Raw genomic sequence first — 16,427 nt, forward strand, 5'->3', positions numbered from 1 at the left:
CTTTTAAACTTAGATGTGTAAATTGTTTTCCGAGGTGCCCACATGACTCATTGGGGCGAGCGCCGAGGCGCTTCGTCCCGACGCTCCTGGAGGGTCTCGGACTTTCTAGCTGCTCCCAAAGGAGTCAAGCGGTCACCTCTCCAAACCAACTTATTATTCGCTTTCAAATAAATTAATTCTTATTTAATTTGGAAAAACTATACTTTTTCAGTGTCCTCCTGTGTGCGCTGCGGGGTCTCAGCCTTTCCTCTATTTCTCGCAAGAGTCGAGCGTCCTCCGCTCCATTTCACTTCGTTTTTAAACCTTTTCCCAAAAACAAACACGAACTATAATGTAATTTAATTACATTATAGTTCGTGTTTGTTGTTGATTGAAATGCTTATGTCCCAGCCTCTTTTTTAATAAGTAATCGGCTGAAAATAGTATTTTACAAAGTCTCCACTTTCGATTTAAAATAAACTCGTTCTTTTTTCTTCCCTGATTCGTAAACCGCACAAATCATTTCTTGTGTTTTTAAGGCATCTTCCCCTGTGATGTCTAAAGGGATTCCCTTAGCTAATGAATCATAAAAATTATTTATTTGCTTCACATGACTTACTCCCCAATATCCTTTTACTCCATTTTCATAATCGAAGGTTTCCTGTGGATTATTATCTGCAATAAATTCTCTTCCATCAAGTAAACGGACTGTTGCCCGGTCTGCAATCATTTTGGCAATTCCCTTTTCACAATGTAATTCAATTTCAACAGGTGCATCATACGTATAATAATTAATGGCATGGAAAGCTGTAACGATGCCATTTTTATAGGCTACAACCCCTTCTGCTGCATCTTCCACTTCTATCATTTCATGTGCCCGATTACTTATCGATGCATCTACATACTTAATATCATCAGCAATAAACCATCTCATTAAATCCATTGTATGGATTGCTTGATCGATTATTACCCCTCCGCCTTCTTTTTCCCATGTACCTTTCCAATCGCTTTTTTGATAATAATCATCCGATCGGTCCCATGTAACAGATAGCTTACCTGACTTTATCGTACCAAGTTCTCCATTATCTAGCATTCTCTTTATTAGCTGTGACCCAGGATTATAGCGATTTTGGAAAATGACACCAAGGGTTACCTTATTTTCTTTTGCTGTCTCAACCATTGCTTTCGCATCGTTATAGTGAATAGACATCGGTTTCTCTGTCAAAATATGAATCTTTCTTTTTGCTGCTTCTATTGTTACTGGAGCATGGAGATGATGTGGCAAACAGATATGCAAAACATCTATCTTTTCTTTTCTAAACATTTCCATATAGTCAGTATAGCTGCCACATTGATAGATTTTTGCTTTTTCTTCTGCTCGTTCTTGTTTCACATCACAAACAGCTACTAGCTCTGCATCTTCTCTTGAGACAATCGACTGTGCATGCATAGGAAAAATATTGCCACAACCAATAATAGCTACCTTTAACTTAGACATATGTCTCCCTCATTTCTATTAGTAGAATACTATGCGATTCTTTACACCCACCACATTTGGGACGGTTTTTCTTCAATTAGGACAGATTTCAAATTGGTCACTGCTCTTGTTAATCCCTCTCTAATCGACATAATTGGATCTTCGTGTTCAATGCTAACCACATAGTCATATCCATAGGTGCGTAAGACACTTATCATATCAGACCATTCACTAACACTATGTCCACATCCGACCGAGCGAAATGTCCATGCTCTCGTTTGCACTTCGCCATATGGCTGCATATCTGTTAAACCATACATATTGACATTTTCTTGATCTATATACGTATCTTTTGCATGAAAATGATGAATGGCATTTGCCCTCGCTAAAATTTTTATAGCTGCAACTGGGTCAATTCCTTGCCACCATAAATGGCTTGGATCAAGGTTTGCCCCAATAGCATCACACGTTTCTTCTCGTAGTTTTAATAGTGTATAGGGGGTATGCACAAGAAATCCGCCATGTAATTCTAAGCCAATTTTCACTCCATGCTCTTTTGCGAAACTCCCTACTTTCTTCCAATAAGGGATTAGCTTTTCTTCCCATTGCCATTTTTTCACGTCACTATATTCATTTGGCCACGGTGTAACAGGCCAATTTGGATATTTCGCTCCATCGTGATCTCCAGCAGTTCCTGAAAAGCAATTTACAACAGGAATATTCATTAAAGATGCTAGTTTTATTGTTTTAATCAATGTTTCATGAGATTCCTTTGCGAACCCTTCTTCTGGTGAAATAGGATTCCCATGGCAGCTGAATGCACTAATGAAAAGGTCGCGCTCTGCAATTTTTTCAAGATATTCTTTTCGCTTTTCTTCTGAATCCAATAATTCATCTACATTACAATGATTGTTTCCAGGATAACCACCTGTACCAATTTCTACAGCTTGTATTCCTGCTTCTTTCACTGCATCAAGCATTTCTTCAAATGTTTTATCTGCAAATAAAACGGTAAACACACCTAATTTCATAAGAATTCTCCTTTCCAATATTCTGCATTGATTTTGTTAATAGGTCTTTATATTTTTGTAATTGTCTTTGTTTCTTGTGATGCTAATGCCGCAAGAATAATAGCTAAAGATTTTTTCCCTTCTTCTCCCGTTACAAGAGGATCTTTGTCTTCAAGAATACTTTCAATAAAATGGTCAATAACACCTGACTTATTTTGACCACCATCCTCATTTGACTGAATTCTACCTAACTCATAATTTACTTTTTCACCATTTGTGTACTGGATAATTAATGAATAGTTTGGATCATCTTCTAAGCGAATTACTGCTTTTTCTGCATAGATAACGGTAGAATTATCTTCTTTCCCTCTATAAGCCCAGCTCGCTGTAAGCGTTCCGATAACGCCACTCTCTGTTCGTAATATACAAACAGCATTGTCATCTACACTTGAGAATTCTTTCGCATTTGTTTCTACAAAAGCCCCTACTTCAGCAAATTCTTCTCCTAATACATACCGTAATAAATCTGCTTTATGTACACCTAAATCTCCCATCGCACCAATAAAAGCCTCTTCCTTTTTAAAGAACCAACTGTCTTTGCCATCTACACTCCAGCCTTCTGGACCACCATGACCGAATGTCGTACGGAAACTATATATCTTTCCAACTTCCCCACTTTTAATTAACTGATGTGCTTTTTGATGGGAGGAAACAAAACGTTGATTATGTCCAATCATCAATTTTTTCCCACTCTGTTTAGCGGCTTCGATCATTTGATTTGCTTCTTCTTCTGATGTCGCCATTGGCTTTTCACAAAGTACATGTTTTCCAGCATGTAAAGCATCAATGGAAATAGGAGCATGAAGATAATTTGGAGTGCACACGCTAACAGCATCTATTTCTGCCATTTTTAACAAGTCTTTATAATCGGTAAATGCTTTCACTTGATATTTCTCAGCCACTTCTGCTGCTCTTACTTCGTTGATGTCACATACCGCAACTAATTCCACTTGCTCATTCCACAGATACTCCGGGATATGCCGATGCTGTGCAATACTTCCACATCCTATTACACCAATCTTTAATTTAGCCATTTTCATTTCCTCCTCTATTTACTTAACAGATATTGTTTCGATAGGCTTTGCATTCCCATACACTGGTCTCTTCCGTTTAACTGGTGTTGCCCATTTAACTGCATTGCTAATCACTTTTTGAATATCTTTATGATGATAGGTTGGGTATGTCTCATGTCCTGGTCTAAAATAAAAAACCTTCCCGTTTCCTCTTGCATACGTGCAGCCGCTGCGGAAAACCTCTCCTCCTTCAAACCAGCTAGTGAAAATAAGTTCATCTGGTGCTGGTATATCAAAATGTTCCCCGTACATTTCTTCTTTTTCTAATTCAATATATTCATTAATTCCTTCCACAATTGGGTGATTAGGAGCTACCACCCATAGTCTTTCGCGATCATCTGCTTCCCTCCACTTGAGGTCACAGCTAGTACCCATTAAAGATTTGAAAATTTTAGAAAAATGACCAGAGTGAAGAACTATTAATCCCATTCCATCTAAAACACGTTGTTTCACTTTTTGTACGATTTCGTCCTGTACTTCATGATGCGCTAAATGTCCCCACCAAACCAATACATCTGTGTTATTCAATACTTCTTCTGTTAATCCATGCTCTGGTTCATCTAATGTTGCTGTATGCGTTTGATAGCCCTCTTTTTCCAAAAATGCCGCAATCGTACCATGAATGCCATTTGGATAAATGTCCGCAACAAGTGGGTTTTTCTTCTCATGACGGTTTTCATTCCAGACTGTAATCATTGTTTTGTAACTCCTTTTCTCAATCTATGTATACGCTTTATTATAAAAAATGAAAACGGATAAAAAAATACTTAATCCTGTCTTTTTTTTATGCAATTATGTCATTTCATTATCTGCTTTTTGCTACAATAGAAAGAAGAACAGTATCTTTACAACCTATTCAAATAGGAGGAGAAGATGAAGTGGAAATAAGGACTAAGCACACCTATAATCAGCCAGTAAACGAAAAAGTTATTTACCAAAATCCTCTTCTATCCCTAAAAGTATGGGAGATAAACGATGAGAGGGAAAACGCAATAACTTCTGTTGAATATCACCCTTGGCACTATCATAAAGAAGTGGAGTTACTTGCCATTGTTGATGGTAGTTTGGCGGTGCAAACAAAGGAATTGGATCAAACGATTTCTGCAGGGGATGTTCTTATTATGGGGACCTCACAACCTCATAGAACAAGTAAAGCTAGTGGCGGCAATTTGCGCTATATCGTCTTGCAAATAGATTTACATAAACATTTTGATCAAAGCATTCTTCCTTATTTCTATTGTTTTTCAGAAATAACACATCCATTAGACAGGATAAATTATATCTTTGAAGAAAATCAGCAAATCAAACAAGAGGTACATTATTTAATTAACGAGATACATAAGGAAAGTCAAACAAAAGAAAAAGGGTATGAAATTGCCATCAACTATTCAATTAAAAGACTTCTGCTTTTATTAGTTAGAAATGATACGAAAAATATGCTCCATTCTTCAGAAGAACAAGATTTATCCAGAATTAAGCCTGTTTTAGATTATATTGATCGTCATTTAGAAGACCGAATACTTGTAGAGGATGTATGTGAGCTTTTGAATTTTAGCTATCACTATTTTATCAAATACTTTAAAAAAGTGATGGGTATGTCTTTTGTCGATTATATTAATCTAAAGCGGATAAAAAAAGCGGAATTATTACTATTAACTACAGATAAAAGCATTTTAGAAATAAGCTATGAAGCTGGGATTACGAATATGGCCCAATTTTATAAACTTTTTAAGCGGGCAAATCATTGTTCACCGAAAGTATTTAAAAATAAAATGCAAAAAAGCTAAACCATTTAAACAGCTGACAAGCACAGCTGTTTTTTAATTTGTGACTATTTTGTAAATTTTTTCTGATTTTTCACAAAAAAGCCTCAGAAAATTAATAAATCCCCTTCACCTTTGTCATAACTTGTCGAAATAATAATTAACATTTGATTATACTGCAAATATGAATCCGTTCATCTAGTCCTTCGTTCATATAGCAAATAGTGTCTAAGAAGCAATTTATACACCGTTACACAAAATTTATGGAAAGGAGCTATGATTGATGAGAATTTTAAAATCATTAAATCAAAATTTAAAATTAAGCACTAAACTCTACATTGCATTTGCCCTTATTCTAATTGTTCCTACTATAACAGTAGCCTACCTATCTATCCAAAGTGCTAAACATGAACTTAGCGAGAACATAATGGAAAGCACAAAAGAGAACGTCAAGTTATTAAATAGTAGTATCGACAGTACCATTTCTCCCAAACTATATGATGCAAATTATTTAGCAGATATAATAACAGGAGAATTATTCGAAAAACAAGGAGATAATCCTGATGCTCTAATGTCAAAGCTAGACCAGTATAAAGGACTTCACCCAGAAGCTGTAGCCGTTTATTTAGGAACACAGGATGGGAAAATGTACACCTCTCCAGCTCTAGATCTACCAGACGATTATGACCCAAGAGATAGAACTTGGTTTACACAAGCAATGAACAATTCAGTGGATAAAGCCATCGTAACAAATCCTTATATAGATGCTAGTTCTAAAGAAATGGTAGTAACCATTACTAGGAAAACAGCAGATGGTTCCGGAGTAATTGGCATTGATCTTAATCTCTCTACTTTAGAAAAAACAACCAAAGAAGTAGCAGTTGGGAATGAAGGCTATATCCTTCTATTGGATACAGAGCAAAACTATCTTGTCAGCCCAATAAATGAAGCTGGCACAAAGGTTGACCAAAATTTTCCTGACTTATATGAGCAAAATTCTGGAGTGCATCACTATAAAACAAACGGTCAGGATCGAACACTTTATTATTTAACAAATGAGAATACAGGATGGAAAATTGTTGGTTCTATGCTGGATGCTGAAACAAATGCTGCAGTAAAACCTATCCTACAAAAAAGTCTTTTAGTTGTGGTCGCTTCTATTATTTTTGGAGGAGCTATCATTATTTTAATTATTCGTTCACTTGTTAGCAGATTAAAAGAAATTCAGAATAAAGCAAAAAAAATAAGCGATGGGGACCTTACAGAAGAGATAACGCTTCAGTCAAACGATGAAATCGGACAACTTGCCCACTCATTTACTTCCATGCAATCAAGTCTAAAGACGCTTTTAAAAACACTAGAGCACCATTCTTTAATGGTTTCCGCAACGGCTGAAGAGCTAAACGCTAGTGCTGGTCAAACAAGTGAAGCTAGTGAGCAAGTTGCAACCGCCATCCAACATGTGGCGGTTAGTGCTGAAAAACAAACAGAAGGCGTAGAAGCAAATATATTATCTTTAAATCAAATAGTAAATAGTACAAACACAGTTTTGCTAAATGCTAATGAAGTATTAAATCGCACCAAAACTACTACTCAAAATGCCGAAGTAGGAAAAGCGATTGTCCAACAAACGGTTAATCAAATGAATGAAATTCATCATTCCGTATCTGATACGAATAAAGTAATTGCTTCATTACATGATCGTACGAAAGAAATAGGGGCTATCGTAGATGTCATCACTGCTATTTCCAATCAGACTAATTTACTCGCCCTGAATGCTGCAATTGAAGCAGCAAGAGCTGGAGAATCTGGACAGGGCTTTACTGTCGTAGCTGATGAAGTAAGAAAACTAGCTGAACAATCTCAAATTTCTGCTAGTCAAATTACTGAAATCATCAAGGCAATCCAACAAGATACAAAAGAAACAGTTCATACGATGTCCACTGTAGAATGTAATGTACAAAAAGGCATTGAAATTTCAGATGAAGCCATCAATACATTTATGGAAATATATGATAATATGAATCTAATTTCCCCACAAATGTCTCAAGTAGCTTCAACACTTAATGATATATTAACTTTTGTGCAAAACACAGAAAAAACAGCGGAACTTATATCTGATTTAGCCAAAAACAATGCTGCTTCTTCCGAAGAGGTTGCAGCTTCAACAGAAGAACAACTTGCTGCAATGGAAGAAATATCTTCCTCTGCCAATACACTAGCTTCCATGACAGAGGACTTGATTCAGTTAATCAAAAAGTACAAATTTTAATTGGAGAAAAATACACAAGTTTGCGCCAGAAATATTCGTATTGGAAATAGTCTGAACTATTCTATCCCTCCATATAGATTACTATATAGAGGGATTCTATCAACATAGAGAAAAGGAAGTGACACAATTGAGTCATAATCATGTCTTATTAATTATCGGTGGTGACTTTAGGCAGCTTGAAGTGATTCGCATTTTAGCACCTAAGCTTAGTAAAATATATTTAATTGGGTTTGAAGATGCCTCTATTCCTTATAAGGATGTCATCAAAGTAACTGGGCAAACAGCCCCACTTCATGAAGTAGATAGTATTCTCTTGCCTATTCCAGGGATTCAAGATAATGGCATTGCTGAATCGACTTTTTCAAAGGAAAAAATGATTCTCACAAAAGAACTAATAAATAAAACGAAACCTAATTCAACTATATACTCTGGCATTATTACCCCTTTCTTAAACCAACTGGCTACAGAAACGAATCGTCAATTGGTTGCTCTATTTGCAAGAAATGATGTAGCGATTCTTAATTCAATTCCAACTGCAGAAGGCGCATTAATGCTCGCTATAAAGCATACAGACATTACAATACATAATGCCAACGTACTTGTTCTTGGTTTTGGGAGAATCGGCAAAACGATTACCCGCCTTTTTTCAGCAGTTGGTGCAAAGGTAACTGTCCTTGTTAATAAAAAAGAGGATGAAGCTAGAGTAATGGAAATGGGATTCCACCCTCTACTCGAAGCTTCATTAGAGTCTACAATTCCATCCCAGCATATTGTTATTAATACTATTCCTGCACTTATTCTGACTGCTACCCTTATTAAAAAAATGTCAAGCGACGCTCTAATTATCGATTTAGCTAGCAAGCCAGGCGGAACTGATTTTACCGCTGCAAAAAAGCATAATATCCAAACATTATGGCCACTAGGTTTACCTGCAAAAGTGGCACCAAGAACGGCAGGTACTATTATTGGTAAAACTTTATTGGAGTTACTGAAATAAGAATAATAGTGTAAATCGATTTGGAGATAGCTAACTATCTCTTTTTTTATGCTTATTTCTCAACAAAATATTTTACAATATTATACAAAAGTGATATCATAATTATATCAAATTGAAATTATAGGAGTGATTCATTTGAAAGAAAAAAATGCATTTCATTTTAATGGATTTATCGGTGTTCTTCTTATTGCCATCTCTCTTTTTCTTGGTACCTATTTTCTTATACAAGAACTTCCAGCTGTAGGAATTCCGTTTATATTATTAGCTGCTCTTCTTGGTAGTGGAATCACCATTATTCAACCAAATCAGGCTGTAGTTGTCACCTTTTTCGGTAAGTATTTAGGTTCTATTCGTAGCAGTGGGTTATTTTTAACGATTCCACTAACTTTAAGAAAAACAATTTCCTTACGTGTGCGCAATTTTAACAGTAAGCGATTGAAAGTAAATGATGTCGATGGAAATCCAATCGAGATAGCTGCTGTTATCGTTTTTAAAGTAATCGATTCAGCTAAGGCAATTTTCGATGTGGACAATTATGAGGAATTTGTAGAGATCCAAAGCGAAACAGCCATACGACATGTTGCGACGAAATACCCGTATGATACCTTTGAAAATGTGGAATTAACATTAAGAGGGAATGCAGAGGAAGTCTCTAACGAGCTTACAACCGAATTACAAGCTCGACTAGACCTTGCTGGAGTCGAAGTAATCGAAGCAAGATTAACTCATTTAGCCTATTCTACTGAAATTGCTCAAGCAATGCTGCAGCGTCAGCAAGCATCTGCGATTATTTCTGCTCGTCAGAAAATTGTAGAAGGAGCTGTTGGAATGGCGCAAATGGCCATTAACCAATTAGAGCAGGATAAAATCATTGAATTAGATGATGAAAGAAAGGTACAATTAGTAAATAATCTACTTGTCGCGATTGTCTCAGAAAATCCTACAACTCCTGTAATTAATACAGGTACTTTATATTAATGAGTGGTATAAATGACGAAGAAAAAAAGCTTTCCATTACGCATTGATCCAGAGCTATACGAAGTACTGCAAAAATGGGCTGCAGATGATTTCCGCAGCATTAACAGTCATATAGAGTATTTGCTTCGTGAATCTGCCAAAAAAGCCAAACGATTTCCAAAACAAAAAGAAGAATGACAGAATCACAAAAGAAGACCAGTCCTTTTACGAAGGTTCTGGTCTTCTTCTAATTATACTGCTATTTTTCTAGCTTAATAATTCCATGATATCTTCTTCTGTTATGGACGATATCATTTTTTCATCTGTATCAATAATTTCATCCACTAAACTTTTTTTCTTTTCCTGTAGTTCAAATATTTTCTCTTCTATTGTTCCTTTGGAGAATAATTTGATGACATCAACAATATTTTCTTGCCCCATCCTATGCGCACGATCTGCAGCTTGCTCTTCAACTGCAGGATTCCACCATGTATCATATAGAATAACTGTATCAGCTGTCATTAAATTTAATCCTGTTCCCCCTGCTTTTAAGCTTATCAAAAAGTAGTCTCGTTCTCCCAAATTATAGCGATGACATAATTCCACTCTTTCATCAGAGGGAGTATTTCCATCCAAATAAAAGAACGACAAACCCTTCTTCGCTAATTCCTGTCCGATAATATCCAGCATACTGGTAAATTGCGAAAAAATCAGTACTCTTCGATTCGAACGTTGCGATTCTTCCATTAATTCCATTAAATGCGCTAACTTGGCTGATCCACCCTCATAATTTTCTACAAATAGGGCAGGATGGCAGCATATTTGTCGTAGCCTCGTCAACCCAGCAAGAATTCTAATCTTATTTTTTCGCAATGTATCTTTGTTTAAGTGCTTTAGAGCATCATGCTTTAGTTTTGACAAATATGCTGCGTATAGTCTTTTTTGCTCTGGTAACAATTCCACCATTTCGCTCCACTGTCTTTTCTCCGGTAGTTCTGCTAATACATCCTCTTTTAACCGTCGCAGCATAAAGGGTCTTATTTTTTTCGCAATCTGCTTATTAGTAAGATTTGCGTATTCCTTTAACCCCTTCAATAACTCAGGAAATACAATATGAAAAATAGACCACAGCTCTTCAATGGAATTCTCAAGCGGTGTTCCTGTTAAGGCAAAACGATTTATTGCCTTTATTTTTTTCACTGATTTAGCTGTTTGCGAAAGTGGATTTTTGAAATACTGTGCCTCATCAAAGAAAACAGTATGGAGAGATTGCTGTTCATACCATTGAATATCTTGTCTAATTAATGGATATGACGTTATCAGAACATCGATATTTTCTAAATCCATTTGTAACTGTGCCCGCTCCTTCTTGTTCCCATCAAGGACAAGACATTGAATAGTTGGAGCGAACTTCATGATTTCTCTCTGCCAATTATAAAGGAGCGACGATGGGCAAACGACTAGCACTTTTTGCTTTGATTTTCGAATCACTGGTAATTCAGACATGATAAAGGCAATACTTTGAAGCGTTTTTCCCAACCCCATATCGTCTGCTAAAATTCCGCCGAAGTGGAATTTCGCTAAAGTTTTCATCCACCTATACCCATCCTTCTGGTACGATTTCAGGACATCCTCTAAAACAGCGGGAACCTTAATCATTAATGTTTCTGGATGCAGAAGTGATTCTATCAACTGTTGATAGGATTCATCTAGTTTAAATATCTTTCGGTCTTCCTCTATAAAAGATAAGCTTTCTAAAAGGGTCAGTTCAAATCCGCTGACAAAATCCTTGTCTTTGATTTGTGGGGAAAGAAGATAACGTTGAATTTCCTCCATCTCTCGCGTTTTTAAGGCAAAAAGAGAGCCATCCTGTAAACGATAATATTTTCGCTTTTCTTCTAAAGCAGCTAACAGTCCTTTTATTTCTCGTTCCGGAAATCCTTCCATCTCAAATTTAAACTCTAGCCAATTAATCCGATCCTTTTTTAATTTCACCGAAAACCGTGGCCAAGTTTTTTCCTTAAAAATTCTATTTCTAATCGCTGTTGTTGCATAGACTTTTACAAGCTTTTGCAACTTCGGTAATACGTAATACAAAAAATCAAACTCTAATTCTTCGTTATAAAGCATATATCCACTATCCGTTTTCGCAAATGAACTTCCATCCATCAGCTCCAATATCACTTCTTCTTTTTTCCAATCTCGAAGAAGCACTCCATCGATGTCTTTATCTCGTTCATGAACTGGATTAATGACGATATTTTCATAGCGGAATTCTAAACTTGCCAACAATCGATTATTTACTCTATCTAAATAGAGCTCTGCTTGCAGGGGCGCTTTTCCTATTTTTTTTGAAAGTTCTTTCTCCAATTGAACTTCCCCTAATTTTTTCAAGCCTGGAGCAACATTTTCTAAAAAGAAGTCTATTTGATTGTTTGCAATAGGGATATAATTCTTGCCAACCTTCTCTGTCATTCTTTTCATTTCCACAAGCCTGTTAAAATCCTCTGATTCCAATTGAATGACATTTCCGTCAATCATGACTGCATAATATTGATGCAAGAACAGAATAGATTCCATTCCTTGAACATTCAATTGATAGCTTCCTGTGTCCTGCTGATATAAGTGAAATGTTAGTGGGAGTGGTTCCCGAGAAACTTGCAAAGGCATTCTAGTTCCACTATATTCTTCTAAAAAACTTAATTCCTTCCAGTGTGAACGAAGGGAAATCCAAGAAGATGGAGGTATTAATAAAGTATCTTCTTCCCCTATGTTGTCCATTTCGTTGTGATGATTCAAGAAAATGGATTCATCGCTTACCACTTTCCATAATTCTTGAAGAATTGCTTCACTTTCTTCCTTTACACAGTGTAACTTTGGGTCAAAATTCTGCCCCAGAGCATATTGATACATATTGCCGGCATTTATTACTTCTAAAAATTGACGAATGTTTTTTATTTTATTGGATAAAAGGTGAATTTCGATGCCAAACATATTCGCTTCTGATCCAACTGGAATAATTTTCATCAAAAATTCAACTGGAACTACTTCTCTTTTCTCAAAGTGGCGTTGTTTCTTTGGTGAAGGAAAACTAGTCTGATTAAATAAAGCAAAAAAATCATCTGATACATTTGTATTCGTTTCTTGCATAGTAGCAGGCTCCTTGCCACTCAGCTGAAATTTCTTAATCTCCAGCAAAACAGCTGCAATATGCTGACATTCTTTTTGAAAGGAAGCTAGCTTTGGACAAGAACAATTCGCTTTTATTTCACCAGCTTCTACAGCCACCATTACAGCAAAGTCTTCTGCTGCTTGAACGAATGCTTCACAGTAGTCTTCTCTATATTCTTTAAACAACACCTTATGATTCTTTGAAAATGCCTCGCCTCTTTTTAAAGAAACAGGACCACACATCTCCAGGACCATTTTTCGTGTAATAACGATATTCAACAATCTAATCTCCTTCTTTTAATATTACAAGTTACGCACAAATACCTCCTTACACTTTACTACTTTTTTCATAACATTTCTATTATGGGAGTATTGTAAAATTAGGTAGAAGTTTTGTTTATATATGTATGAATGATTGTGTATTGATTGGATTGGCATTTTTGGAAAATATTTTTGATTTTTGACTATTTAATCTTTTTTCCGCTATAAAAAAGTGGACAAACTCCCACTTTCAAGAAGCTTGTCCACTAAAATAGATTTATTTTGAAAGTTTATTCCTTTTAATAGCTATTAGCAACTAGTAATTGGACTGCTGATTGGAGTTTTTCCTTTAATTCATCTGGAGCCGTTAAATAGAGAATTCCATTGCCTTCTATGCTTGGTTTATTTCCTAATGGGATGGTTCTTTTAATTAATTGAGCATAAATTTCTGGCTCTGTTAAATTTCGTTCAAAAGCTTCATTACTAATTAATTTAATTAATGCTAAAGCACCGCTCACATGAGGGGCAGCCATCGAGGTTCCTGTTAGGCTTGCGTATTTCCCATCTAAAAAGGTAGAGAGAATTTCTTCCCCAGGAGCTACTAAATCAACTTCTCGATTCGAATTGGAAAAACGAGAAGAATTTCGCTCTAAGTCTACGGCACCAACACTTATCACTTCATTATAGGCAGCCGGATATCCTAATTCTTCGGTTGAATCTAGGCCATCCCCTTCATTCCCCGCTGCACACACGACGAGAATTTGGGCTTCGACAGCTTTTTTCACTGCCTCATGTAATTCTGCTACATCCTCAGGTCCACCAAGACTCATGGAAATAATATCTGCCCCTTGCTCAATGGCATAATAAATTCCGTTTATAATCCAATCATATTGCCCAGTACCTTGTCCATTTAAAACCTTTACAATTAAAAGAGAAACTTCTGGCGCAACTCCTGTCAATCCGCTGTCTTTTCCTGATGCCCCAATTGTTCCAGCAACATGTGTCCCATGCCCATTATAATCCATATAAACTTCCGGACTGCCGTTGTCATCATCGGTAAAGTTTTTCCCACCTATAATCCGTTCTTGCAAATCTGGATGATTTATATCACACCCAGTATCCAAGATGGCAATGGTTATCCCTTTTCCTTTTGTTTTATTCCATAAATCAGGTGCTTGAATTAGTTCAATTCCTTTTGGTATTTCTGTTGATAGATCCAATACTTCTTTCACTTGATAAGGAATTACTCTACATTTTTTTTTCATATAACAGCCTCCTAATAATAGAATCACTAACACAATAAATATTTTAACAATTCCGAATTATTTTGATAAGAGGCTTAAGACTCAAATTAAGAACATTTGTTCTAAATGACTAATTATCATTTCTCCTTGCAAAAAAAATGGCCTACATAGATAGACCATTTTCTTCTTCCTATTCTTTTAGCTGAATAAATAACCGCTTATCTTACTTCATATTTTTTCCTACATATTAAATAAAAAGCAACAAAAATGACAATGGACCAGATCAACGAATACAATGGACTTGTATCAATAATTCTAAAAAGACTTGGGATATCACCTGCAACTGAATCATCATATGTAAATAATAAGAAGATCATCATATTATTTGCCGCATGTGCACCAATGGATAGCTCTAAACTGCCTGTTTTTACAGCTATAAAGGTTAAAGCAAATCCTGCAAGCAAATAATCTAAGCCTACTAATATGGCAGAATCATTCATTTCAGGATTAGTAAAATGCAAAGATCCAAAAATTAGTCCAACAATTAGTGCTAATAAAATAGGATTTTTTAGTTTTTTTCCTACCCATTGTAGTAATAATCCCCTAAATAAAAGCTCTTCTACCGTTGTTTGAATTGGAACAAAAAGAATAACGACAAGGAATAAAAAGACATAATCAGAAAGTGAAACATTATTCCACTTATAATCAGGGGCATTTATCAAGAAATCAATAACAGATGTAACAAGGAATAGCCCAGTAAATATGGCGAATCCCCAGCCAATCTTTTTCCAATTTACTCTTTCTTCCCCTGTAATCAATGTTCGAAATTTTCTTTTGTGTATAAATCGTACGCCAATCCATAAACCAACTAAAGCAAAGATATAAATAATATGTGTCATTAATAAACTAATAGTGCCATTTCCGCCGACAACCATGCCTGTATCCAAATCTATAAATGTAGCATCGTTCCCGTCCAACTCCACGCGCAATAACTCGATGATGAAATAAACAATAGAACCAGCAATCATAAATCCAACAGCTAATAAAATAGATGCTAAATAGCGCGGCCAGCTATTGTTTCCTTCTTTTACATTCAAATAATGTTTCATTCATCTACTCCTTTGTACCATTATTTTTCAGCTGATACGCTCGTTCCAAATCAAAATTTGCACGTATTTCACCGATTTTTTCTTTTCTTGCATTTAGCACTGGTGTATGCACATATTTTTCTAAATCTGTAAAAATTCCCTCCTCTTTATAGCCTAGCTGACTTAGAACCTCCATTGCCGCAACATTTACTGCTCGTGTTCCTCCATCTTCTACCTTAATCGCAATTCCGATTCCTTCTTTGACAAGGCCAATACACTGAACAGCCTCAGCACCTGCTTTTGAAACAATCCGTCCTTGATAAGCGTTCATTAAGTCCGTATCAAATCTGCTTGTGCCGCCAACCATTTCAGGAAATTCCATCATGCTATCTCTTATCCGTTTGACTATCTTTATTCGCTTTTCTGATTTAATAGAATCAGGGCTCGCTAGTCTTGCATAACCTAGTGCTACATGATATAAAGGTAGTTGATGGACTGGTACGCCACAACCATCTACACTAAGATTTATTTTTTCTTTTGGAAAATCACATATTTCTTCTATCGCCTCTAATATTCGCTGCTGATGAGGATGCTCTACTTCTCGATAATTAGCAATATCTTCCTTCATATGAATAGCAGTAGCAAGCATACCGGTATGCTTTCCAGAACAATTACTGTAAACAGGGGTCACATCTCCTCCATTTCTCAACAGCTCTTTATAGCTTGTTAAATTCCATGGTGTATGTGTTCCACATTGTAGGTGATCCTCTTTAATCCCTAATCTTTCTAACAGCTGAAGAATTGTTTCTCGATGGAAGGATTCTCCAGCATGGGAAGCACACGCAATTGCTATTTCTGCATTACTATATGAATATGTATCAGCTGCTCCTGTCTCTAAAAGGGGAATCGCTTGAAATGGCTTCATCGACGATCTAGGAAAAGTCATTCTATTGGGATTTCCATAGGAATATAGCAATCTACCTTCTTTATTTACTACAGCAATATGAATATTATGTGTACTTTCTACATATTTTCCGCGATAGACAAGTATAGGCTTATTCAATACAATCGACTC

Annotated in this window: 13 protein-coding genes; 5 read left to right on the forward strand and 8 right to left on the reverse strand. The window is 36.0% G+C overall.

Features of this window, described 5'->3' with window-relative positions:
• Positions 1-427: 427 nt before the first annotated feature.
• From ACTQ5K_RS10725 to ACTQ5K_RS10740, 4 genes are read right to left on the reverse strand one after another with little or no spacing between them, the layout of a single operon-like run.
• Entirely contained in the window at positions 428-1,477 is a 1,050-nt protein-coding gene (locus ACTQ5K_RS10725) for a Gfo/Idh/MocA family protein (RefSeq protein WP_031540709.1), read from the reverse strand.
• 41 nt (positions 1,478-1,518) lie between these two features.
• Positions 1,519-2,487, reverse strand: coding sequence for a sugar phosphate isomerase/epimerase family protein (locus ACTQ5K_RS10730; RefSeq protein ID WP_031540708.1), 969 nt, complete (start codon positions 2,485-2,487; stop codon positions 1,519-1,521).
• Positions 2,488-2,534: 47 nt separating this feature from the next.
• Positions 2,535-3,560, reverse strand: a complete 1,026-nt coding sequence (locus tag ACTQ5K_RS10735; protein WP_441993904.1) for a Gfo/Idh/MocA family protein — start codon at positions 3,558-3,560, stop codon at positions 2,535-2,537.
• An 18-nt stretch (positions 3,561-3,578) separates the two neighbouring features.
• Positions 3,579-4,295: a ThuA domain-containing protein gene (locus ACTQ5K_RS10740; protein ID WP_349204938.1), complete on the reverse strand. Its 717-nt coding sequence runs from the start codon at positions 4,293-4,295 to the stop codon at positions 3,579-3,581.
• Between the two features lie 182 nt (positions 4,296-4,477).
• On the opposite strand from ACTQ5K_RS10740, the gene ACTQ5K_RS10745 reads away from it, so the two are divergent.
• From ACTQ5K_RS10745 to ACTQ5K_RS10765, 5 genes are all read left to right on the forward strand, one after another.
• Positions 4,478-5,386: an AraC family transcriptional regulator gene (locus tag ACTQ5K_RS10745; protein WP_349204937.1), complete on the forward strand. Its 909-nt coding sequence runs from the start codon at positions 4,478-4,480 to the stop codon at positions 5,384-5,386.
• Positions 5,387-5,645: 259 nt separating this feature from the next.
• A complete protein-coding gene (locus ACTQ5K_RS10750) occupies positions 5,646-7,634 on the forward strand; it encodes a methyl-accepting chemotaxis protein (RefSeq protein ID WP_441993905.1) in 1,989 nt (662 codons plus the stop codon).
• 127 nt (positions 7,635-7,761) lie between these two features.
• On the forward strand, positions 7,762-8,631 hold the full coding sequence (gene dpsA / locus ACTQ5K_RS10755) for a dipicolinate synthase subunit DpsA (protein ID WP_251627388.1): 870 nt from the start codon (positions 7,762-7,764) through the stop codon (positions 8,629-8,631).
• Positions 8,632-8,766: 135 nt separating this feature from the next.
• On the forward strand, positions 8,767-9,609 hold the full coding sequence (locus ACTQ5K_RS10760; RefSeq protein ID WP_031540702.1) for an SPFH domain-containing protein: 843 nt from the start codon (positions 8,767-8,769) through the stop codon (positions 9,607-9,609).
• Between the two features lie 12 nt (positions 9,610-9,621).
• The gene (locus ACTQ5K_RS10765; protein ID WP_016200850.1) at positions 9,622-9,786 is read left to right on the forward strand and encodes a hypothetical protein; all 165 of its coding nucleotides are present in this window, start codon (positions 9,622-9,624) and stop codon (positions 9,784-9,786) included.
• A 69-nt stretch (positions 9,787-9,855) separates the two neighbouring features.
• Here the strand turns inward: ACTQ5K_RS10765 and ACTQ5K_RS10770 are convergent, their stop codons facing one another.
• The 4 genes from ACTQ5K_RS10770 to ACTQ5K_RS10785 all read right to left on the reverse strand — a co-directional run bounded on the left by ACTQ5K_RS10770 (position 9,856) and on the right by ACTQ5K_RS10785 (position 16,415).
• Positions 9,856-13,038 carry a DEAD/DEAH box helicase gene (locus tag ACTQ5K_RS10770; protein ID WP_349204935.1) on the reverse strand — a complete coding sequence of 1,061 codons (3,183 nt, stop codon included), beginning with the start codon at positions 13,036-13,038 and terminating at the stop codon, positions 9,856-9,858.
• 281 nt (positions 13,039-13,319) lie between these two features.
• Positions 13,320-14,285 carry a S8 family peptidase gene (locus tag ACTQ5K_RS10775; protein ID WP_031540700.1) on the reverse strand — a complete coding sequence of 322 codons (966 nt, stop codon included), beginning with the start codon at positions 14,283-14,285 and terminating at the stop codon, positions 13,320-13,322.
• A gap of 197 nt (positions 14,286-14,482) precedes the next feature.
• Positions 14,483-15,373 (reverse strand): CPBP family intramembrane glutamic endopeptidase, encoded by an 891-nt coding sequence (locus ACTQ5K_RS10780; RefSeq protein ID WP_031540699.1) that lies wholly within the window; start codon positions 15,371-15,373, stop codon positions 14,483-14,485.
• Between the two features lie 4 nt (positions 15,374-15,377).
• A complete protein-coding gene (locus ACTQ5K_RS10785; RefSeq protein WP_031540698.1) occupies positions 15,378-16,415 on the reverse strand; it encodes an asparaginase in 1,038 nt (345 codons plus the stop codon).
• Between the last annotated feature and the right edge of the window lie 12 nt (positions 16,416-16,427).

This window comes from Niallia sp. Sow4_A1 (assembly GCF_052116745.1).
Classification (GTDB): domain Bacteria; phylum Bacillota; class Bacilli; order Bacillales; family Cytobacillaceae; genus Niallia; species Niallia hominis.